The organism is Subdoligranulum sp. DSM 23681 (assembly GCF_057005535.1).
Genome location: NZ_CM168050.1, coordinates 468303 through 490426 on the forward strand (window position 1 = coordinate 468303; position 22124 = coordinate 490426).

The window sequence follows — 22124 nt, forward strand, 5'->3', positions numbered from 1 at the left end:
TGGCTGTTGGTATTGTCTGCATCTGTATCCAAATTATGCAAAGGCAGGATTTGACCCGCAGCCGGACAGCGTGGTAAGATGAAGGAAATTCATCCGCAGGAGGCATACCATGGAATTGTTGCAGACCACCCTGTGCTATCTGGAACGGGATGGGCAGTACCTGATGCTGCATCGGGTAAAGAAAAAGCAGGACGTAAACAAAGACAAATGGATCGGCGTCGGGGGCAAGTTCGAGCCCGGAGAAGACGCGGTGGCCTGCGCTTTGCGGGAGGTGCAGGAGGAGACCGGTCTGACCATGCACACACCCCTGTACCGGGGCATCGTGGACTTTTTCTGTCCACCATGGCCGGCCGAGCGGATGCACCTGTTTACCTGCACCGATTTTTCCGGAGAGATGCGCGTATGCGACGAGGGCGACCTGGAATGGGTGGACAAGGAAAAGGTGTCCGCCCTGCCCATCTGGGAAGGCGACAAGATTTTTTTTGCCCTGCTGGCCGGGAACGAGCCGTTCTTTCATCTGGAACTGCAGTATGAAAAAGACGTTCTGGTGCGCGCCTGCCTGAACGGTCAGGAACTGCCCCGCTGACCACATCCCGTCCACTTCCTATATTAAAGAAGAAAGCAGCCCCATGCGGAAGAAGGCTTCCGTACGGGGCTGCTGTTTTTATGGAGTCAAATCAGTCTGAGGTGGCCGTGGATGTGGCCGGTTCGTCGGTGGTCGAGTCGGAGGTGTCTCCGGTATCCCCTTCACCGCTGCCGTCCGTGTTTTCCTCCCCCGTGCCGTCTTCAGCAGGGGTGGTCTCGTCGGTGGTGCCGTCCTCGGTGGGCGTATCGCCCTCCGAGGTCTCCTCCTCCGGTGTCAGTTCAGAGGAAGAAGCATCCCCGGCACCGGCGGCGTCGGTCATGGTGGAATCCAGCTGATTCTGCACCAAAGCCTGGGGATCATCAACAGAACTGGTGGGCGCCGGTGTGGCCGAAGCCTGGGTCTCCACCTGCATCTCGCTTTCCTGCAGGGCGGTCAGATACCACTGGCGGTTCTCGCCCCGGCTGAACACGAAGTCCATATACTTGGTGGGCTCGGTGGGGGCGGTCAGGGACAGTTCCCCGCTGGCACTGTTGCTGATGGTGGGAATATACCCCACGGTGACATAGGTCTTGCCGGACTGGGTCCAGATTTTCTCCACTTCCGGCGTATAAAGCCCCACCGCACCGGTGACGGGGACCAGATACCCCTGACGGTCGGAGTCATAATTGTAAATGAACTCTTCGGTCTCGAAGCTGCCTTCTTCCAGGGGATAATCAGGTCCCAGAAGGTTGGTCAGGTAGGTGTCGATCTCCAGCTGCGGCAGAATCAGGGAGCCGGTCTCTGTGTCACGTTCATAGTCATCCAGCGTGCCGTCTTTCTGCGCCTGATACACGGTCCCCCAGATGGCTGCCTGCCGGAAGACGGTGGAATCCACCTGAGAGACATCATCAAAGGGCAGCACATCGAACATGACCAGACCGTACACCCGGTCGGCAAAACGTTCGCGGCGGTCGGAGTCATCCAGAGCGGCGCGCAGAGCGCCCACACACCAGTTCAGCACGGTGAACAAACCGATCACAACCAGGACCAAGGCCACGGCGCCCAGAATCTGTCGGGCCAGACGGCGGCTGTTGCGCAGTTGTTCCTCACGAGAATTTGCCATGAAAGGGTCTCCTTATAGATTGATAAGCCAAAGGGTAAAGCCGGACGGCAGGCCGCCGGCAGCATGTCATACCATGCAGTATACCACAAACGCCGCCGCTTTGCAAAGAGCCGCGGCGGCGTTTTTCTCTCATTTGAAAATTTTACTTGTTCTTGTACATCTGCTCATAGTACTTCTGGTAATCACCGCTGGTGACATGTTCCATCCACTCGGGGTTGGCCAGATACCAGTCAATGGTCAGCACAATGCCCTTCTCGAAGGGAGTCTCGGGATACCAGCCCAGATCATTCTTGATCTTGGTGGGGTCAATGCCGTAACGGCGGTCATGACCCAGGCGGTCGGCCACATGGGTGATCAGATCCTCACTGATGCCCTCATCCTTCAGGCGGTCATGCAGCTGGGCAATGACGGTCTTGACGATGAAGATGTTGGGGCGCTCGTTGTGGCCGCCCACATTGTACACCTCGCCCACCTTGCCGTCGGACGCCACCATGTCGATGGCCTTGCAGTGGTCCATGACATACAGCCAGTCACGAACCTGCATGCCGTCGCCGTAGACGGGCAGGGTCTTGTGATGCTTGGCGTTGTTGATCAGCAGGGGGATCAGCTTTTCGGGGAACTGATAGGGGCCGTAGTTGTTGGAGCAGCGGGTGATGTTCACCGGCATGCCGTAGGTGTCGTGGAAGGCCATGACAAACATGTCGGCGCTGGCCTTGGAGCTGGAATAGGGGCTGTGGGGGCACAGCGGGGTGGTCTCGGTGAAATAGCCTTCAGGGCCCAACGCGCCGTAGACTTCGTCGGTGGAGACCTGCAGGTACTTCTTGCCTTCCTTCCAGGTGCGGGCGTCGGCGTCATACCAGGCGTTCTTGCAGCACTGCAGCAGATTCACGGTGCCCAGGACGTTGCTCTCCACAAAGATCTCGGGGTTCTTGATGCTGCGGTCCACATGGCTCTCGGCCGCGAAGTTGATGACGTAATCGGGATCGTACTCCTCCATCAGGCGGGTGACCAGTTCCCGGTCGCAGATATCGCCCTGCACAAAGATGTGGCGAGGGTCGCCCTCAATGTCCTTGAGGTTTTCCAGGTTGCCGGCGTAGGTCAGCTTGTCCAGGTTGATCAGGCGGATATCCTGGTGCTTCTCCAGCATATAGTGCACAAAGTTGGAACCGATAAAACCGGCGCAGCCGGTGGCAAGATACGTTTTCATAAATTATTCTCCATCCCAGTTTTTGAAAAAGTCATCGATGGCGTCTTTCCAGTCCCGCATTTCATCCCCCACGGTGCAGCGCAGGGCGCAGTTGTCCAGTGCGCTCCAGGCGGGGCGGTTGGCGCTTTCAGGGTGTGCGGCCGCATACTCGGCACTGGTGCAGGGCTTGACGTTGCAGGGAAGGCCCGCCAGACGCATGATCTCGGAAGCGAACTCATACCAGCTGCAGACCCCATTGCAGGTGCAGTGGTAGGTGCCGTAATCATGGCTGACAGCCAGCTTCAGCAGGTGATAAGCCAGGTCCACCGCGTTGGTGGGGTTGCCCAGCTGGTCATTGACCACCGTTACTTCGCTGTGGGTCTTGCCCAGGTTGACCATGGTCTTGACAAAGTTCTTGCCATGATACCCGTACAGCCAAGCGGTGCGCACGATGAAATGGCGGCGGCAGAAGCGCTGCACATACTGTTCGCCCAGAAGTTTGGTCTGGCCATAGGCCGAGACCGGTGCGGGCACACAGCACTCATCCAGCGGGGTGTGGCCATCCGGACCATTGGGAGTGCCGGCGAACACATAGTCGGTGGACACATGAATCAGGCGGGCGTTGATCTTATCGCAGGCAATGGCCAGGTTCCGCGGTCCCAGGGCGTTGACCTTGAAAGCCGCGTCCCGGTTGGTCTCACATCCATTGACGTTGGTAAAGGCCGCACAGTTGATGACGGTATCCGGCTGGTGCCGGCGGATATAGGCCACGGTGGCTTCCCGGTCAGTGATGTCCAGGTCGTCAATGTCCACAGGGATGACCGTTGCCTTGCGCAGACGTTCGGGCAGCGGCCCCAGCACACAACCTTCGGCGCTGAGCTGCCGCTGCAGCTCGGTGCCAAGCTGCCCGCGGCAGCCGGTGATCAGAATCTTCATCCAGTGAATTCTCCCCTGCTCTCAGTATTTGAGCTTGTCCTCAGCCACGTTGCGCAGGTGGGCACCGTACGGGCTCTTGCCGTAGCGTTCGGCGCTTTCCAGCAGTTTGGCGCGGCTGATCCAGCCATATTTATATGCAATTTCTTCCGGTGCCGAAATCTTGATGCCCTGGCGCTGTTCGATCATGCGGACAAAATCGGCAGCCTCCACCAGGCTGTCCATGGTGCCGGTGTCCAGCCAGGCGTACCCGCGGCCCAGCAGCTGCACATCCAGCTGGCCATCCTGCAGGTACATGTCATTCAGCGTGGTGATCTCCAGTTCCCCGCGGGCACTGGGCTTGACCTTCTTGGCGCGCTCCACCACATCCTTGCTGTAGAAATACAGACCGGTCACGGCATAGTTGCTCTTGGGATGCGCCGGCTTTTCCTCAATGGAGGTGGCACGGCCTTCTTCGTCGAAGGCAACGACGCCGAAACGTTCCGGGTCATTGACAAAATAACCGAACACGGTGGCGCGGCCGGCCTCGGCGTTGGCAGCGGCGGCCTTCAGCCGCTTGGAGAAACCGGCCCCGTAGAAGATGTTGTCTCCCAGCACCATGGCGCAGGCATCATCGCCGATGAACTCCTCCCCCAGAATGAAAGCCTGGGCCAGACCGTCCGGGGAAGGCTGGACCTTGTACTGCAGGTGCAGGCCGTACTGGGAACCATCCCCCAGCAGCTGTTCAAAGCGAGGGGTATCGGTGGGAGTGGAGATGATGAGAATGTCCTGAATGCCTGCCAGCATCAGGGTGGACAGCGGATAGTAGATCATGGGCTTGTCATAGACAGGCAGCAGCTGCTTGGAAGTGACCATGGTCAGAGGGTACAAGCGTGTACCGGCGCCGCCGGCAAGGACGATACCTTTCATAGTGTTAGCTCCTGTTTCGCAGTGCGCCCGCCCATCCCAAAGGGGCAGAAAACGGCACAGTATTATTTCTTACGATTATAACGTACTTTTGTGCTGATGACAAGAGGGCCTTACAAAAAACGAAATGCCGAACTGGTAAACATGAATAAAATTCTCCGCATCAAATGTATATGGGTTTGCATATTTCGTACATTTTTGGTAAAATATAGGATATAAAAGATCAATCCTTTTACAAAGGCCAGGGTCTGCCACAGTGAAAAGATCCCGCTTTGTAAAATATTTTCTTACACTTTGCCAACGCAATGGCACAACCAGAGGTTTTTCTTACAAAGGGACTTTCTGTTTTTGTGAATATTCTGCTGTGCGGTACCCGCAGAAGCAGCCCAGCCGCGGCTGCCGCGCACGGGAAGGAAGTGATTGGGAAAATGTTGACCTTCAACATGGACGTGGAACCGTGCAGCCGGTGGCTTCGGACCACGCCCGGTGCCGCGGCGCTTGCCCAGCCATATTTCTGCACCGAAGCCGGTCTGTTCTATGGCCGGGAACGGTTTGCCACCGCCCGCACCGACAAGGAAGCGTATCTGCTGCTGTACACGCTGGAGGGCACCGGCCTGATCGAGCAGAACGAAACCCAGGTAACCCTGGGGCCGGGGTGCGCGCTGCTTCTGGACTGCCGCGCTCCCCAGAACTACGGCACGGCCCCGGGACAAAGCCGCTGGCACCATTACTGGGCCCTGATCGAGGGCACCGGTGTACAGGCGCTGGCATCGGTCCTGTGTCCGGACAAACGCCCCTGCACGGTGGAGCTGCCGGAAGCACCGCCTCTGTTTGATGAGCTTCTGGACCGCCTTGAGACCGAGACAGCCGAAAGCGCCGTGACCAATGCGCTGGTGCTCCATCGTCTTCTGGCTGCCATGGCACAGCATCATCTGGCCGGCGATTCGGCTGCCGCCAACCGCAAAATGATCGAGGATGCCGTGGTCCACATCCGCACCCACTACGCCGAGGCCCTCTGCCTGGATGAGCTGCTGTCCAGCGCCCACATCAGCAAGAGTTATTTTCTGCGGCTGTTCCGCCAGTACATGGGGACCACCCCCTATAACTTCCTGCTGTGTTACCGGATCACCAAGGCAAAGGAACTGCTGGCACAGACCGATCTGCCTGTGGGCGCGGTGGCGCATCAGGTGGGGTTCGGCGATGAGAGCAATTTTTCCACCCGGTTCACTGCCATGGTGGGGCAAAGCCCCCTGCGGTATCGCAAAGGCGCCCTGCGCGCCAGATAGGACAACTGCTATGCATACAGCAAAATACCCCGCAGAGGTCGTGGAGCTTCCACGGACTCTGCGGGGAGTTCTTTTTTACTTCAGACCACGTCGAACTGAACCGGGGTCAGGAACAGACGGGAGACCTCTTCCCTGTCGCCGGACTGTCCCAGGGCCCACATCAGCTTGACGGCGGCGGCTTCAGGGGTCATGTCCCGGGCTTCCAGCACACCGGGAAGCGCCTTGGCGGCACGGCCCACTTCATACACACCCAGGTCGCTGCCTTCATGCGGGACCTGGGTGGTAAACACCACCAGCCGCCCTGCGGCGCACCAGTCCTGCACGGCGGCGAACAGTTCGCCGTCATCCCCGCCGGGCAGGCCGCCCACGCCGAAACTTTCCAGGATCAGCGCCTTGCAGTGGCCGGCCAGCAGCGGAATGATATCCGCCCGCATCCCGGGGATCAGGCGCAGCACAAACACCGCCGGGTCCAGCTTCTCATAAAAACGGACAGGGCCGTAATTCTGGGGACGGGGCAAAAACGGGATCAGCCGCAGGTCCCGGAATTCCGCCGTATTGGGGTAATCGATGCTGGAAAAAGCGTTGAAGCTCTTGGTGCGGGTCTTGCGCGCCCGGGTCCCCAGGATGACCTTGCCGTCAAATACCAGCTGTACCCCCCAGGCCGCATCATCACAGGCATACAGCACCGCCCGATGCAGATTGTTGCGGGCATCGGTATCCCGGTTATAGATAGACTTCTGGCTGCCGGTGAGCACCACGGGTTTGGGGCTCTGCTGAATCATGTAGGAAAGCGCCGCCGCGGTATAGGCCATGGTGTCGGTGCCATGGGTGATGACAAAACCGTCGTACTCATCATACCGGCGGCGGACTTCGGCGGCGATCTGCGCCCACTGCTCCGGGCCCACACTGGTGGAATCCAGGTTGAACAGCTGTACCGCATCCATGTGGCACACCCCCGCCAGTTCCGGCACACAGGCCAGCAGCTCATCGGAGGTGATCATGGGGGCCAGTCCCCCCGCCGCGGTAGGCCGGCTGGCAATGGTGCCGCCGGTGGCAAGAAGCAGTATATGTTTCATGGGTTTGTCTCCTTTTGCTGACTCTTGTCCGATTATAGCACAGGCAGACCCTCCTGCACAGCGATTTTTTGGGATTTCTGCAAAGTTCCGGGGTTGACAGGATTACCCGGCCCGTGCTACAGTGTAAGCAAGCGGAAGTCTATTTGAATAGACCAGCAAAAACGAACCGTCCTTCGCCGGAAAGGCCAAGGCCAAGCCGGTTCATTATCAGGAAACGAGGTCAACTTTGATGGAAAAGATGCTGCGCCTTGCCGAGGGCGAATACCGTTTTGCCTCCCTTGTGTGGGAAAATGAGCCGCTGTCCAGCGGACAGCTGGTCAGGCTGGCGGCCAACGCTCTGGGCTGGAAGAAGAGCACCACCTATACCGTGCTGAAAAAACTTTGCGAGCGCGACATTCTGTGCAATGAGGACGGCACGGTGACCGCCCTGGTCAAGCAGAGTGCCGTACAGCAGCAGGAGAGCACCGCGGTGGTGGACCGCACCTTTGGCGGAAGTCTGCCCCGGTTTGTGGCCGCCTTCCTCAACGAAAAGCCCATCACCAAAGCGGAGGCCGCCGAGATCCGGGCGATTCTGGACGCAGTCCGCACCGAACAGGAGGACGGACAATGACCGGATTCTTTTGGGCTTTGCTCACAGCCGGGGCAAGCGGCGCCGTCGCGGTGCTTCTGGCTCTGGGGGTGTGCGCCCTGCTGCGTCATGCACGGGCCCCCGGCTGGCTGCTGTGCCTGGTCTGGCTGGCAGTCGGGCTGCGCTTTGCCGTGCCGGACGGGCTGGTTCCCATCACTCTGCCCCGGCCCGAAAGCGAAGGGCTGCAGCAGCTGGCCGCCGCAGCCGAGACGGTGCGGGACGCCACCCCCGCCGAGGCCGCGGCCCAGGCGGTGCAGGTACTGGACGCCGCCGGTCTGGCCGTGGACATGCAGCCGGAACAGGTTCCGGCTGTGGACTGGATGCTGCTGGCAGGCGGCTGCTGGGCGGCGGGCACCATTTTCCTGCTGGGGCGGGCCGTCCTTTCCGGCATAAAGCTGCGCCGTCGTGTGGCGCTGGCCTGCAAAACCTCGGACGGCTGTTACACCTGCGCCCAGGTGACCGCGCCCTTCACCCTGGGCCTGCTGCGGCCCAGAATTTATCTGCCGGATGATCTGCAGGGGGACGTGCGCCGCGCTGTACGCCTGCACGAACAGACCCATATCCGCCGGGGAGATTGCCTGACAAAGCCGCTGTACTATCTGGTGGTCTGCCTGCATTGGTGGAACCCGCTGGTCTGGCTGGCCTTCTCCCAGTTTGAGCACGCCATGGAGACAGCCTGCGACGAAGCCGCTGTACGCGGCTGTACCGCAGCCCAGCGCAGCCAGTACTGTGAAAGCCTGCTGCATTACGCCACCCTGCGGACACCGGGCGGCGCCCTGGCTTTCGGCGCCCCCAAGGCGGGGCAGCGCATCCTGCACGCCCTGCGGTACCGGACCCCCGGCAAGGCGGTTCTGGCCCTGTGCATGGCGGTCGCCATGCTGGCCGCCCTGGTGGTGCTGGCGCGGCCGACTCTGGCAGTGGAAGCCGCCCCCACCGATCCGGCGCCGGCCACCGCCGGACAGCAAGAGACACCGGACACCGCCCCGCAAACGGATGAGAGCACTGCCGCAGAAGGCGAACCTCTGACCGATTCTCTCACCCCATCGGAGGATACCGTGGAGGAGAGCGTCTTTGATCCGGCCGGCGGCTTCATTCTGCCTCTGTCCGATTACCGGTACTTCTCCCGCGGGATGGGTCCCTACCACAAAGGAGACGACATCGCCGCCGAGGCGGGCACCCCCGTCCTAGCTGCGGCGGGCGGCACCGTGACCAACGCGCAATTTCATTACAGCTATGGCAATGTTATCGTCATCGACCACGGAGCAGACCGGCAGGGGCGGCACTGGTACACCTTGTACGCCCATTTGCGGGACCTGCTGGTGGAGGCAGGCCAGACCGTGCAGCAGGGAGAAGAGATCGGCACGGTAGGCTCCACCGGGAACGCCACCGGCATGGCCCTGCACGTTGAAGTGCGCTGCGAAGACACCCTGCTGGCGCCCACAATGTATCTGCCCTACACCGAGACCATCCCCGCCCAAGCAGCAAAACAGGGCGTGCTGTTGGAAGCCATGACCGAGGACCCCGCCATTGCCAACGCCATTGCCCAGCGGGCCACCGGCAGTCAGGCACCGGCCACCCTATCCTATCCCCTGCCGGAAACCGGCAAGGTCACCTCTGCATACGAAGCGGGCATCCACGAAGGGCTGGACCTGAAACAGCCGGAGGGCACCGATGTACTGGCTATGGGCGATGGTATTGTGCTCTTTACCGGCCGGGATGACCGCTACGGCTGGACCGTGATCATCGGACACGGCAACAACAGCGATGGGCAGCCTCTGATGACCCTGTACGCCCATTTGCAGGATGAGCCTTCCGTCCTGATGGGGCAGCTGGTGACCGAAGGGCAGGTTATCGGACAGGTGGGCACCACCGGATTTTCCACCGGTCCTCATCTTCACGTTGCCGTTCTGCTGGATGGCACCTTTGTTGATCCGCAGTCCTGGATCCGTTGAGGAAAGCATCTTATGAAACACAATGACCGCAGCGGCACCGCCCCCTTGGCGGCGGTGCTGGTTTTTTGCATACTTTTTTCCCTGTTCGGGGGTCTTTTTGCCCCTCTGGCTGCCACCAAAGAAGAATTGCAGCAACAGTTGAACGATGCCAAAGACGCTTACGATGAAGCCGCCAAGAAACAGGAAGAGATGGAGAACCAGGCCCAGCAGACACAGGAGCAGATCGGTGAACTGAATGACCGGTCGGAAGAGATCTCTGCCCAGCTGAGTCAGGTATACAGCGCCCTGACCGAAGCCCAGACCCGGTTGGATGAAGCGCAGGGAGAGGCGGAGGCAGCCCAGGCAGCCCTGGAACAAAAACAGGCCGAATACGACACCCGCTGGGAGGAATCCAAAGAGCAGCTGGCCGCCATGCAGAAGCTGCACTACAACGGCAGTCTTTCGATTCTGAGTCAGGCCACCAACCTGTTCCAGCTCCTGAACTTTTCCCAGGCGCTGGCGGATATCACCGACAAGAACACCGAGGTCCTTACCCGGCTGGACACCGAGGCCGCCGAGCTGGAGAAAGCACGGGAACAGGCCCAGGCCGCCGCCGACAATGCCAAGGCCGCCCAGGACGAATTGCTGATCCAGGAACAGGCTTTGCAGGATACCGCCAATCAGCTGGCCGATGCCCTGATGGCTGCCAACGCCGACCTGGATGAGCAGCAGGCCCAGGCGGAAGCCCAGGCCCAGATCACCGAGGAGGCGAAAAAAGCCTACCAGCAGGCCACCGCCGAGCTGGATGCCTACGCCAAGAGCCAGAACAGCAAATACACCACCGCCACACTGTACTGCAGTCTGGACTTCGGCTGTGCCCTGACCCCCGGCATGCGTATCAGCTGCAACTACGGGGACCCGGACGGCATTGACGGCTCGCCCCATCACGGCACCGATTTTCCCGCTGCCAAGGGAACGCCTATCTATGCGGTGGCCGACGGGGTAGTGAGCGCCGCCCGGGCCATGCCCAGCTACGGCAACTGTGTGCAGATCAGCCACGGCACCGCCGACGACGGCAACAACTATGCCACTCTGTATGCCCATATGTCTTCCATTGCGGTGAGCGAAGGCCAGACGGTGACCAAGGGACAGGTCATCGGATATGTGGGCAACACCGGGGATGTCAGCGGCAAAAACGGCGGCTACCACCTGCACCTGGAACTGCGCATCAACGGCAGCCGGGTCAACGCCATGAGTTATATTCCTCACTGACAGCCCCCGAAAACTTTATGATATTCGGTTCCCGGCTTTACCTTTCGGCAAGACTGTGATACAATACCGAACATAGTTAAGCTACACCGGGAGGGGTTTGGGAATGGACCATATTGACCGCAAAATCATTGATATTCTGCAAAAGGACGCCCGCGCACCGCTGAAGCAGATTGCCGATCAGGTGTTTTTGTCCTCCCCTGCCGTGTCTGCCCGCATTGCCAGACTGGAAAAAGACGGCTGTCTGACCGGGTACCAGGCCCAGGTGGACGCGGTGAAGATGGGGTATCTGGTCAAGGCCTTCATCAACCTGGATATGGACCCCCAGCGCAAGCCGGAGTTTTATCCCTACATCCAGGCCTGCCCCCAGGTGGTGGAATGCTGCTGCGTCACCGGGGATTACAGCATGCTCATTGAGGTGCTGTTTGCCACCACCCAGGAGCTGGATACCTTCATCAACCAGCTGCAGCAATACGGACGCACCCGCACCCAGATCGTCTTCTCCACCCCGGTGGAACACCGTGGGGTGCCGGTCAGCCGCCCGGAAGATGAAAAAGCGTAACACAAAGGAAAAAGCCCTCTGCCGGTCAATGGCAGAGGGCCTTTTGTTTTGTCAGGGCAGGGCGTCCACTTCCGCGGCGGTCAGCGGGCCCAGGTTGATGTCATTTTCGTATTTTTCCCCGCCGGAATATACCAGATCCACCTGATAGTAGGCAATGTCCAGGCCGGCAGCTTCAAAGGCAGCTTTGGCATTTTTGAGCAAGGCGTTGGCGTCCGCTTCAGTGGGCAGGCGGTCGGTGTAGACCAGGTAGAAACTGGCGGTGAGGGGCGGCAGGTTACCGGGGTCATAGGGCATATCCAGCGTAAGGCCCCAGTCTTCCGGGGTGCCCTCCCAGTTTTTCCCGGGCTGCACATCCAGCCCGTCCGGGTTCATTCCTGCGTTGTTCAGCGCTGTGGTCATGTCCTGCTGGGCGGCTGCGATGATGCGCACCCGGGTGTTGTTCAGGCCCGTCACATCCTCCTCATAGGTAGTGCTGCGCACCACACCCCAGGAAAGGTACACGTCGAAGCTGGTGTCCTGACTGGTCATGGACTGTACCCGCACCCGGTAGCGGTACCCCATCTCGTTATAGGCATAGACGGCGGTAAAGTTGTTGCCGGGCCAGTGTTCGTCGGCGTAGTCCATGGCGTGATGTCGGGCCCAGGCCAGACTGACGGGGTCCCCCAGCACATAACCGGCCGCAAACAGAAGCAGCAGTACGATGAGGATACCGCCCGCCAGGGCAGCGGCACGGCGTCCTTTGGTGCGGGGCCGTTCAGGGGTCCCGGCGGATGTCTTCTTCCAATGCATCACGGGATTCCTCCTTTCTCAGTGCATAGCGGAACAGGGCGGCGGCCAAGGTGCCCAGGGCACACAGGGCGCCAAGCAACAGGCCATACAGAACGCTCAGGCCTAGGATGGCAAAAAAGTTGTACCAATCGCCCTCTGCAAGGCAGCCCAACAGATAGTGGGCATTGGGGCACAGAGTCACAGCCGTGATCAGCCCCCAGACCAGCAGTGGCAGCCAGCGCGCCCGCCGGGGCGAAAGCCACTGCACCGCAGCCCCCAGGACCGGAAGCAGCAGGATGTTGTAGCCCGCCCGCCCGGTGTTGGCCAGAACCATGCCCAGGATCAGTCCGGCGGCGGTCATGGCCCCCTGCCAGGCGTACAGGCGGCGGCGGATACGCCCCAGCACCTGTTCCCGGTGCAGGGGCGGCGGGGCTTCCTCGCCCCAGAGTTGGCGGCAGGCCTCACAGTGGGCTACATGGTCCTCCACCGCCCGACGGGATGCCTCACTGGCCACACCGTCCCGCACCAAAGGCAGCAGGTCACGGCAGATGTCGCAAGGCAGATCGTATTCGTGGGTCACAGCAACCCCTCCTTTCGCAATATTTCCTTGAGCCAGTGGCGGGCCCGACAGTCGATGACCCGGGCCGATCCCGGGCTGATGCCCAGTTCGGCGGCAATGCGGTCGTAGGGAATTCCCTGCACCCGCAGCGCCACCACCCGCCGGGTACGCTCATCCTTCCGGGCCAGCAGTTCCCGGATCCGCCCCAGCAGTTCCCGCTGTACGGCGGTGTCCGGCAGGGTGTCTTCCACATACAGTCCCAGAAGGTCATCATAACAGACGGTGGGACGCTGCCGGCGCAGGTCCTGCAGCCACAGATGGCGGGCAATTCCGAAGAGCCAGGTCTTTTCCCCCGAGCGGGCCTCGAACCGGTCAATGCTCTGTATTGCCTGCAGGAATGTTTCGCTGAGCAGGTCCTCCGCCCGGGCAGGGTCGTGGGTCAGACTGACCAGGTAGCGGTAAACATCGTCGCGGTAGGCGGTGTACAGTTCTTCCATCATCTTCACGGCGGTGTTCTGCCTCCTTCCCTGCTCTTTGCCTATATGTCCCTTTCCGCGGCCGGGTGTTACAGGTTCCGGCAAAAAAATACCGGACCCGCCCCGAAAGGCAGGTCCGGTGAATCATAGAAACAATCACTCGCCGCGCAGGATCTGACGCAGAAGAGACAGAAAAGTGGCCGCCACCGCCGGACCGAACAGCAGCAGGATCCACTGCCCGCCGCTCGGCACAAAACGAAGATACCACGCCGTGGGACGGTTGAGTTCCACCCCTGTCAGGCGGGTGGGAACGCCGCCCACACTGTCCGGGTCGATGCGCAGCCCGCTCACCGTGATACCGCCCAGCTCAAACACATAGCTGCCGTCCGTATCCTGCCAAGCAAAGACCTTCTGGGTTTCCCGGTAGTCGGTCTGGCCCGGTTTCAGGTAATACAGCGTCACACTGCCGGGTGGCAGCAGCTGTTCCACCTGCAGGCGCACCGTTTCCACATAGGCCTGTTCCCCTTCCCACAGGATGTGAGGATCATTGTCGGTGGACAGATACCAGTTGTCCCGGTCATCGGGGGCCGTGCTCCAGGGGTCATCGTCGTAGTTGCGGAAGCTTTCATAGGTCAGTTCATCCGGGGTCAGGGTCTGGTGGCGCATGGTACCGTTCATCTTGTGGTTCAGCATGAGGGCACTGCCCACAAGGGCGTACACCACCCACAGCATCACGCCCAGGGCATAGCACAGCCCCAGCAGCCGGCGGGGCTGAAACACCAGCGACCAACGATCCGAAACAGGTTTCCGTTTCATTGTGTCCCCCCGCTTTCCGCCACGGCCACCGGCACAAAAGCGTACGCGGCATCCCGGCCCATGAATCTGTACAGGGTGGCGGGCTGTCCGGCAGTGATGCCGCCTTCAAACCGATCGCTGAAATCCCGTTCCAGATATTCGTCAGCCCGGTCCAGCACCAGATAATCACAGTTTTTTTCTTCCATATAGGCTGCCAGAGAGTTGACCGAGCAGACGGCCTCGTGTTCATACAGATCCCAGTTCAGGCTTTCCACCAGATTCATGAAATCCGAATCCCACCGGTTGGAGTAATCATCGTCTCCCCACCAGACACCGCCGTAACCGTTGACCACCTTGGCGGTGAGTTCATACTTGTAATAGTACCATCGGGTGGCGTCGTCGCCCTGGCTGATGACCAGGACCCGGTCCCCCCAGTTCAGCACCTCATTCATGACGGAGGCACGGTTTTTCACATCTTGCCGGGTGGAGTAGATGCTGTCTGCCCGGGTCCAGAATCCCGCCGTGGGCACACCGCGCCAGACGAAGATCCCCAGAACGCCGGCGGCGGCCAGCGCCAGGAGCAGGTTGCCCGTACGGCGGCGCCATATCCGCACCGGCGCAGCGCTGACCGCCTGCCCCAGCAGGCAGAACATCGCCAGCACCCAGCCCTGCAGGTAGGGAGTCAGATACCGCTCGTAATCCTTGAGCGCACTGCCTTCCGCTTCGGAGAAATTGTAGAAGTACAGGATCAGGTGGAAACAGTACAGGGCCGTAAAGCAGAAATCCATGGCCAGATAAGAAGCAATGATCCGGCGGCGCACCGGGCCTTTCGGTGCAGTGACTGCCGCTGCCGCCGCCAGCAGCAGGGCCAGCACGGACACCATGAAGGGGGCGCCGATCAGACTGACGCGGCGGGTGAAGTATGCCTGCTCCATAGCCTGCATGATCTGGGCAAAGCGTTCCTCCCGCCCCATGCCCAGCAGCTGACGGATCCCCCCTGCCAGAACGGCACCATAGCCCATCTGGCCGCTGCCCACGGTGGCCGCGCCGGAATCAGGCGACATGGCGGCGGTATAGCGGCTCCAGCTCAGAAATGCCGCCAGCACCGGTACGGCCAGCAGGGCCGTGCGAAGGAACCGTCCGCCCACATGCCGTGCCAGGGCGGTATTTTCCCGGCGGGGCGTGCCGAACAGCTGATCGATGCCGATGATAAACACCGCCATAAGGCCATAGGCCATGCCGATATCCTTGGTCAAGGCCAGCATGGCCAGGGGCAGGGCCGTGGCATAAAAGCCGCCCCGCCGTCCGCCGCCCGCGTAATACAGGCACAGGCTGCCGCCAAACAAGGCGGCCAGGGGCAGGTCTGCCATGGCGTTCTGATACACCGTGCTGGCCGTGCCGATGGCTGCTGTGCTGAAGAAGAAGGGCAGAACCGCCCCCACGGCAAAGATCAGCACCCCCTGTGCCCAGCGGGACCGGGGCAGGACCGTCGCCGGGGCCAGTGCGGCCAGGGCCAGAATGTCAATGGCGGCCAGACACTGCCACTCGGAGAATTGTCCCGGCGTGCGCTGGAACAGATAGGACAGCAGACTGGTGCCCGGATAGGTAAAGGAAGCTGTCAGATTGACCGGGTCGGCCACATACAAGGCAGAACGCTCGGCCACCATCTTGGGAGCCAGACCCCAGGCAGTAAATTCATCCCACTGGGTGAACATGGGCTGCAGGATGCCGAACAGTACCCACAGAAAGGCCGCACCGCCCAGGAACAGCCAGAAGCCGGCGCTGCCCATGGCATCCCGGACGGCGCGGATGCCGGCACGCACACCGCAGTAAACACCGCCCGCCAGCAGGATGGCAATAACAGCAAACAGGCCCACGTGCAGCATACCGGGCAGGGCCGACACATACAGCACCAGCACCGCTCCGCACAGAGTCGGCAGCGGCAGCAGGGCGGCATCATACCGGGTACAGGCGGAAAAACAGACGCAGAACGCCCCCAGAAACGCCAGCGCGATCAGGCCGGTCAGAATGGGTATCAACGGCATAGGGCAGATCCTTTCTCAGACCAGGCGGAAACCCGACCGGGTGTTCCGCCTTACAAGTGGATGGTATAAATGGGACCGACAAAATAGTGCTGGAACAGAAGAACCGCACCGAACAGCGCATGCAGTCCGAACAGCGGCACAGCCAGCTGTTCCCCACGGGCAGCCGGGACGGACGGTGCCAGAACGCGGCGCAGAAGCGGCGCCGTCAGCAGGACCAGAATCAGAAACACCGGCAGGAAGTACCGCGTCTGCAACCCGACCACGCGCACCATGGCCACCGGCGTGTACGTGATGTACATGGCGGCAATGGCACCCAGCGCATAGATTACGGCAAATCCCCCGAGACCGGCGCTGCGGCGGCGGTCCAGCGCCGGCGGCTGCGGTGCGCACAGCAGAGCGGCTGCCAGCAATGCCACCGGTCCCAGCAGGTTCAGTGCCTGGATGGGCATATCCTTCCAGCCAAACAGTCCCAGCTGGCCCACAAAGAACTGGTTTTCACACAGGGTCCCCCAGAAGGTGGCCACACTGCGCAGAGGGTTGGCCAGCACAAAAGCCAGCTGCTGTCCCCCGTTCACGGCCTCGCCGCCCTGGCGGGCAATGACCGGGTAATTGTACCGCAGCACCCGGGCATAGGTCTCGGTGGCCCAGATCACCGCCCAGGCCCCCGCCAGACCGCCCAGGCACCAATGCCACCGGCGGCCCTTTGCCCGCCAGTTTCCGGCCGGCACCAGCAGAAGCAGTACCACCCACAGCAGGTTCAGGTAAGGCTTGGCCACATTCACATACAGGCAGGCCGCCAGATACAGTCCCGCTGTTCCGGTGGTCCAGCGTTCCCGCAGAAGCAGGGCGACCATCAGATAATAACCGGCCAGCAGGGTGGCATCGTAACTCAGGGAAGCCCCCATGAACAGCGACATGGGCAGCAGCATGACCCCCAACAGGGCCGGACGGTATTTCTGTGCCTGACGCAGAGCCAGCCAGCAGATGGCCGTGTACGCCAGCAGATTGCCCAGGCGGCCTCCGTACAGGCAGCTCAGGGCCCCAAAGCCGAACAGCCGTGCCAGGGCCATGCCGATGGCCCCGGGCAGGAAGGGCAGAATGAGGAAACTCACCGGTTCGTGCAGCGGTTCTTCGGCCGGGGTGTCCCGGTTGGCAAAATAATCGGCAAAACTGTCGGCCACGCTCTCGATGCGGCCATCATCCCCGTCTTGCTTGAGGGCATAGCCGGCGGAGTCGTAGGGCTTTTCTTCCCCCGTATCCGGGTCATTGCCCACCCCCACCGACGTGTGGCTGTTGGTCCATGCGCCGGGGAAAGCACTGAGCAGCGCTGCCACATCGTCCGGGTAGGAGCGCTCATAGTCAAAATCCAGATGTCCCGTGGAGATGGCGTAGGTGCGCAGATAATGTTCCGACTCATCGGGGGTCTGCAGGGGCGGGTTGGCAAAGCAGAAAAGCAGACCACACAACAGCAGGCAGGCCGCCCCTTTGGCGGGCAGAGTCCGCAGCCGGCGCAGCAGGGCTGCCGCTGCCACCACCCCCAGGCAGAGCGCCGTGCAGCCCAGGGTGGGCACCAGGGGCGAGACCCGGCTGTCCAGGTAGAAAAACACACGCCAGTAGTATGCCCACAGCACACCGGTCACAACCGCCGCGGCGGCAGCCAGTGCCCAGCGCAGCGGCGGGGAAAGCGGAATGCGGAAAGAGTGATTCGGTTCCTTCATCAGACGGAAACTCCTACTATATAAAATCGGGCCGGCGGAAGCTGCTGCAGCGGGCCGGCAAACACGCCGTGCCCCAGGCCCCGCCGGCCCCTGTGGGCGGACAGTTACAGAATATACTGTCCGATTTTATACGAATCAAGATGACCGCGCAGGAACTCGATGGTTTCGGCAAGGCCCTGCTCAAAGGTGTACTTGGGCGCCCATCCGGTGAGCTGGCGCAGCTGGGTGGAATCGCCCAGCAGACGGTTGACCTCGCTCTTTTCCGGGCGCAGGCGCTCGGCCTCGCAGACGATCCTGGCACTGGGGTTGATCTGGGCAATGAGCTCGTTGGCCAGGTCGCCGATGGAGTGCTCCACCCCGGTGGCAATGTTCAGTTCCCGGCCGATGGCGGCGTCACAGTCCGCGATGGCCATGAAGCCGGCTGCGGTATCCTTGACATAGTTGAAGTCCCGGGTGGGGGTCAGATTGCCCAGACGGATCTCGGTCTGACCGGCCAGAAGCTGGGTGATGATGGTGGGAATGATGGCGCGGCCGGACTGACGCGGGCCGTAGGTGTTGAAGGGACGCACGATGGACACCGGCAGGTTGAAACTGCGGTAGAAGCTCTCCGCCAGACGGTCGGCGCCGATCTTGGTAGCGGAATAGGGGCTCTGGCCCTGGAACGGGTGCTTTTCATCAATGGGCACATACTGGGCGGTGCCGTAGACCTCGCTGGTGGAAGTGACCATGACGCGGGCGGTGTCCAGTTCCCGGGCGGCATTGAGCACGTTCAGGGTGCCCTTGATGTTGGTGTCCACATAGCTGTCCGGGCTATGGTAGGAGAACGGAATGGCAATGAGCGCAGCCAGGTGGAACACCCGCTCCTGCCCGCGCATGGCGGTGCGCACGCCGTTGGGGTCACGGATGTCCCCCATGAAGATCTCCATCTCGTTTTTGATCTCCGGCGGCAGGGTGTCGATCCAGCCCAGGCTGCCGAAGGAGTTGTACAGGCAGAAAGCGCGGACCTTTTCCCCGCGTTTGACCAGCTCTTCGGCCAGATGGCTGCCGATGAACCCGTCGGCACCGGTAACAAGAACAGTGTGAGACATAGAACAGTTCTCCTTTGTAAGCAGGCACGGGCGACAGGCACCCGGCACAGGAATTCCAATATATTACAAAATAGTATACCCGATTGGGCGCTTAATTTCAACCGTGCCCCCGCAAAATGCCTGCGTCTTGACAGCGCATCCGGTTTGCGATATAGTTAGTTATTATAATTTGTCTATGCAGAGGCACACAGTGCCCCTCTTGAATCGGAAAGGAATTTCGTTTTCTATGAACGCCGACGGCGACGGTAACCCCCGACGAAAACTGAATCAGAGAGAATAAAAAGGCAAAGCTTGTGCCCCGCTGCGGCACTGGCTCTGCCTTTTCTTGCTGCATAAACCAGACCATAATCCATACTATGAATGAATTGAAGGAGTGTTTTTTCCGTGGAAAATCTTCCCGCCCAAATATTGCTGCAGGTGGTCTTTATCCTGCTGAACGCCTTTTTTGCCGGGTCTGAGATCGCCTTTCTGTCCCTGTCCCCCATCAAGCTGTCCAAACAGGCGGAGGACGGAGACAAGACGGCGGCCGCCTTGCTGAAGGCGGTGGAAAATCCCAACAGTTTCCTGTCCGGCATCCAGGTGGCCATCACCCTGTCCGGGTTCATGTCTGCCGCGTTCGGCACCGAAAACTTTTCCGGATATCTGGACAGCTTCATGCTGCAGACCCTGGCCCTTCCCCTGCCGGCAGGGGTGGTTTCGGTCATTTCCACCGTCCTGGTGACCATCATCATTTCCTTCTTCTCCATCGCTTTCGGGGAGATGGTCCCCAAGCGGGTGGCCATGCAGAAGCCCATGCTCTTTGCGGTGCCGGCCATCAGGGTGCTGCGGGTGGTCAGCGTGTTGTTTGCCCCCATGACCGCCCTGCTGGACCTGTGCACCAACGGGTCCCTGCGGCTGATGGGGATGAAGACCGAGGCCGAGGACGGCGTGGCCAGTGAGGAGGACCTGCGGCTGATGGTGGAATCCAGCGGTGAACAAGGCACCATCGACCAGGACGAACAGGAATGGATCGAGAATGTTTTCGACTTCGGGGACACCACTGCCAGCAACGCCATGACCCCCGAACCGGATGTGACCGCCTTTTCCCTGGAGGACAGCAGCCAGGAAATCATGGAAACCATCCGCCGCACCGGCCTGAGCCGGTATCCGGTGTATGAGGAGGACATCAACGATATCTGCGGTATCCTGAATGCCCGGGACTTCCTGCTGAACCTGCAGGAGGAACAGCCCCGCCCGCTGAAAGACCTGCTGCGTCCGGCTTATTTTGTGCCGGAGAGCGTGCATGCCGATCAGTTGTTCAAGGATATGCAGGCCCAGAAACAGCATCTGGCCGTGGTGGTGGACGAGTACGGCGGCACCGCCGGCATCATCACCATTGAGGATCTGCTGGAAGAGATCGTGGGGGATATTTTTGATGAGTTTGACCCCGCCGAACCCCAGGACCTGACCCAGGTGGGGGACGGTATCTGGCGGGTAGCCGGCTCCATGCGGGTGGAGGATTTTGCCGAAGAGGTGGACTTCGACCTGCCGGAAGACAGGGACTACGACACGGTGGCCGGCATGATCCTGAGCGTACTGCCCAGCATCCCGGTGGACGGCACCACCCCCACTGTGAAGGTGTGCGGGCTGCAGTTTGATGTGCAGACCATCGAGGACAGGAAAATTTTGTGGTCCATCGTGCGCAAGCTGGCTCCCGAACCCGCTCCCGAGGAGGAGGAATCCCGCCGGCGCCGCCGCAAGCGGGACCGGGACGAAGAAAAGGAAGACCCCACCGACAACGAGTAAGGCATACGGCAGAACAAAAGGACCGGGAAGAATCACTTCCCGGTCCTTTTTTCATGATGGTTGTGCCGCGCTCTTCACTCGGCATCCTGGGACAGAAGCTCGCCTCCATACCAGGGAGCCATGCTCTCTTCGCAGGTCACCCGCAGGTCCTCCCGCCGGATGTCCCGGCCATTGAGGCAGGCAAAGCCGTAGACCTTTGCCGGACGGATGCTCTGCCCGCCGCAGGGGCGCAGGTCCCAGCTGCCTGCCGGCCATTTGCTGGTCTTGCGCAGGGTCACCCGTATCCGGCGGAAGCTCACATCTTCCAGCATGCCCGGTTTTTCGGCATAGAGGAAAATGCCGTTTTCTCCTTCACAGGTGATATTTTCAAAATGGACGTTGCGGATGCGCCCCACTTCAGTGCCGTCGTGCCGGGGCAGCACTGTGATGGTGACCGGCTCCGCCTTGCCCCACCAATGCTCCCCGAACCGGCGGGTCTGGATATGGATGTCCGAAAAAACGGCATCCTCGATGTTTCCCTTGTCCCGCAGCTGCAGGGAAATGCCCCGGTTGGTACCGGTGATGACACAGTGGCTCACCGAGATACGGCGGAAGTCGGATTCGCTTTCGGTGCCGATCTTCAGGGCCGCGCTGGTGGACATAAGTGTGCAGTTGCTGACGACGATGTTCTCGCAGGGGCCCAGATCGGTATACTTGCCGGTGTTTTTCAGCACGATGCAGTCGTCCGCCGATTCGATATGGCAGTTGGTGATGCGCACATTGCGGCAATGGTCGGGATCAATGCCGTCGCAGTTGACCATGCGGGTATTGTTCAGGATCCGGATGCCGTCGATCTGCACATCGCTGCAGCCCACCATATGCACCGTCCAGAAAGCGCTGCGCATGAGGGTGACACCGGTGATGGTCAGGTGCTGCACTTTATACAGCATGAGCAGCGGCACCCGGGGATAGTAGGTGCCCTCAATGAAATCGTGGGTCTGTTCCCCGTAATAATTCTCTTCCGAACCGTCGATGCTGCCGTAACCGGTGATGCGGACATTTTCCGCCTCCTGGGCCACCACAAAGCACCGGGGCGGTTCGCCGTCATAATCACAGTTTTCATAATAGGGGATCTGCTCGGCCGGGGCCTGCCCGTCCGCCCGACGTGAGCAGAAGGCGTCCGGGTCGGCACAGGCCTTGAGCACGGCACCGGATTCCAGGTGCAGCTCCACATGGCTGCGCAGGAAGATGGTCCCTGCGCTGTACACATGCCCGCCGGGAAGAAGGACCCTGCCTCCGCCCGCTGCCGCGCAGGCATCCAGAGCCCGCTGGATGGCCGGCCCATCGTTGGCGGCGCCGTCTCCCCTGGCGCCGTACTCCAACACATTGTATTCCACCGGAATTCCTCCTTTGGTCAAAAAAGTCCCGCACCGCACGCGGGAACCC

General features: G+C 60.9%; 20 protein-coding genes. 7 read left to right on the top strand and 13 right to left on the bottom strand.

The annotated features are described in order from the left end of the window. Positions 1-109 precede the first annotated feature (109 nt). Entirely contained in the window at positions 110-586 is a 477-nt protein-coding gene (locus AC127K_RS02360) for an NUDIX hydrolase (protein ID WP_294540463.1), read from the top strand. Between the two features lie 91 nt (positions 587-677). Here the strand turns inward: AC127K_RS02360 and AC127K_RS02365 are convergent, their stop codons facing one another. From AC127K_RS02365 to rfbA, 4 genes are all read right to left on the bottom strand, one after another. Continuing rightward, positions 678-1688: an Ice-structuring protein gene (locus AC127K_RS02365; RefSeq protein ID WP_483721421.1), complete on the bottom strand. Its 1011-nt coding sequence runs from the start codon at positions 1686-1688 to the stop codon at positions 678-680. Between the two features lie 142 nt (positions 1689-1830). Beyond that, entirely contained in the window at positions 1831-2895 is a 1065-nt protein-coding gene (gene rfbB / locus AC127K_RS02370; protein WP_294540459.1) for a dTDP-glucose 4,6-dehydratase, read from the bottom strand. A 3-nt stretch (positions 2896-2898) separates the two neighbouring features. Next, positions 2899-3810: a dTDP-4-dehydrorhamnose reductase gene (rfbD, locus tag AC127K_RS02375; RefSeq protein WP_483721422.1), complete on the bottom strand. Its 912-nt coding sequence runs from the start codon at positions 3808-3810 to the stop codon at positions 2899-2901. A 21-nt stretch (positions 3811-3831) separates the two neighbouring features. Then, positions 3832-4716 carry a glucose-1-phosphate thymidylyltransferase RfbA gene (gene rfbA, locus AC127K_RS02380; protein ID WP_294540455.1) on the bottom strand — a complete coding sequence of 295 codons (885 nt, stop codon included), beginning with the start codon at positions 4714-4716 and terminating at the stop codon, positions 3832-3834. Positions 4717-5141: 425 nt separating this feature from the next. Here rfbA and AC127K_RS02385 point away from each other — a divergent pair, with 425 nt between their 5' ends. Further along, on the top strand, positions 5142-5999 hold the full coding sequence (locus tag AC127K_RS02385; protein ID WP_483721423.1) for an AraC family transcriptional regulator: 858 nt from the start codon (positions 5142-5144) through the stop codon (positions 5997-5999). Between the two features lie 80 nt (positions 6000-6079). Here AC127K_RS02385 and AC127K_RS02390 read toward each other — a convergent pair whose 3' ends face one another. After that, positions 6080-7075, bottom strand: a complete 996-nt coding sequence (locus AC127K_RS02390; protein ID WP_294540451.1) for an asparaginase — start codon at positions 7073-7075, stop codon at positions 6080-6082. 229 nt (positions 7076-7304) lie between these two features. Here AC127K_RS02390 and AC127K_RS02395 point away from each other — a divergent pair, with 229 nt between their 5' ends. From AC127K_RS02395 to AC127K_RS02410, 4 genes are all read left to right on the top strand, one after another. Further along, positions 7305-7685, top strand: coding sequence for a BlaI/MecI/CopY family transcriptional regulator (locus AC127K_RS02395; protein ID WP_483721424.1), 381 nt, complete (start codon positions 7305-7307; stop codon positions 7683-7685). Then, complete coding sequence (locus tag AC127K_RS02400; protein ID WP_483721425.1) at positions 7682-9655, top strand: peptidoglycan DD-metalloendopeptidase family protein; 1974 nt, start codon at positions 7682-7684, stop codon at positions 9653-9655. Before AC127K_RS02395 ends, AC127K_RS02400 begins: the two co-directional genes overlap by 4 nt. 12 nt (positions 9656-9667) lie before the next feature. After that, on the top strand, positions 9668-10906 hold the full coding sequence (locus AC127K_RS02405; protein WP_294540445.1) for a murein hydrolase activator EnvC family protein: 1239 nt from the start codon (positions 9668-9670) through the stop codon (positions 10904-10906). A gap of 103 nt (positions 10907-11009) precedes the next feature. Further along, positions 11010-11465: an Lrp/AsnC family transcriptional regulator gene (locus tag AC127K_RS02410; protein ID WP_483721426.1), complete on the top strand. Its 456-nt coding sequence runs from the start codon at positions 11010-11012 to the stop codon at positions 11463-11465. Positions 11466-11516: 51 nt separating this feature from the next. Here the strand turns inward: AC127K_RS02410 and AC127K_RS02415 are convergent, their stop codons facing one another. The 7 genes from AC127K_RS02415 to AC127K_RS02445 all read right to left on the bottom strand — a co-directional run bounded on the left by AC127K_RS02415 (position 11517) and on the right by AC127K_RS02445 (position 18914). Then, positions 11517-12254 carry a hypothetical protein gene (locus tag AC127K_RS02415; RefSeq protein ID WP_483721427.1) on the bottom strand — a complete coding sequence of 246 codons (738 nt, stop codon included), beginning with the start codon at positions 12252-12254 and terminating at the stop codon, positions 11517-11519. Continuing rightward, positions 12220-12813, bottom strand: a complete 594-nt coding sequence (locus AC127K_RS02420) for a zf-HC2 domain-containing protein (protein WP_483721428.1) — start codon at positions 12811-12813, stop codon at positions 12220-12222. Before AC127K_RS02420 ends, AC127K_RS02415 begins: the two co-directional genes overlap by 35 nt. Continuing rightward, positions 12810-13292, bottom strand: a complete 483-nt coding sequence (locus AC127K_RS02425) for an RNA polymerase sigma factor (protein WP_294540442.1) — start codon at positions 13290-13292, stop codon at positions 12810-12812. The genes AC127K_RS02420 and AC127K_RS02425 overlap by 4 nt, the downstream gene beginning before the upstream one ends. Positions 13293-13424: 132 nt before the next feature. Beyond that, entirely contained in the window at positions 13425-14084 is a 660-nt protein-coding gene (locus AC127K_RS02430) for a hypothetical protein (RefSeq protein WP_483721429.1), read from the bottom strand. Beyond that, on the bottom strand, positions 14081-16108 hold the full coding sequence (locus AC127K_RS02435; RefSeq protein WP_483721430.1) for a hypothetical protein: 2028 nt from the start codon (positions 16106-16108) through the stop codon (positions 14081-14083). Before AC127K_RS02435 ends, AC127K_RS02430 begins: the two co-directional genes overlap by 4 nt. Before the next feature lie 50 nt (positions 16109-16158). Further along, the gene (locus tag AC127K_RS02440; RefSeq protein ID WP_483721431.1) at positions 16159-17826 is read right to left on the bottom strand and encodes a DUF2142 domain-containing protein; all 1668 of its coding nucleotides are present in this window, start codon (positions 17824-17826) and stop codon (positions 16159-16161) included. A 104-nt stretch (positions 17827-17930) separates the two neighbouring features. Beyond that, a complete protein-coding gene (locus AC127K_RS02445; RefSeq protein WP_483721432.1) occupies positions 17931-18914 on the bottom strand; it encodes an NAD-dependent 4,6-dehydratase LegB in 984 nt (327 codons plus the stop codon). Between the two features lie 384 nt (positions 18915-19298). Between AC127K_RS02445 and AC127K_RS02450 the strand changes: the two genes are divergently transcribed. Beyond that, a complete protein-coding gene (locus AC127K_RS02450) occupies positions 19299-20699 on the top strand; it encodes a hemolysin family protein (protein ID WP_483721433.1) in 1401 nt (466 codons plus the stop codon). A gap of 74 nt (positions 20700-20773) precedes the next feature. On the opposite strand, the gene AC127K_RS02455 is transcribed toward AC127K_RS02450, so the two are convergent. Then, positions 20774-22075: a glycoside hydrolase family 28 protein gene (locus tag AC127K_RS02455; protein WP_483721434.1), complete on the bottom strand. Its 1302-nt coding sequence runs from the start codon at positions 22073-22075 to the stop codon at positions 20774-20776. Between the last annotated feature and the right edge of the window lie 49 nt (positions 22076-22124).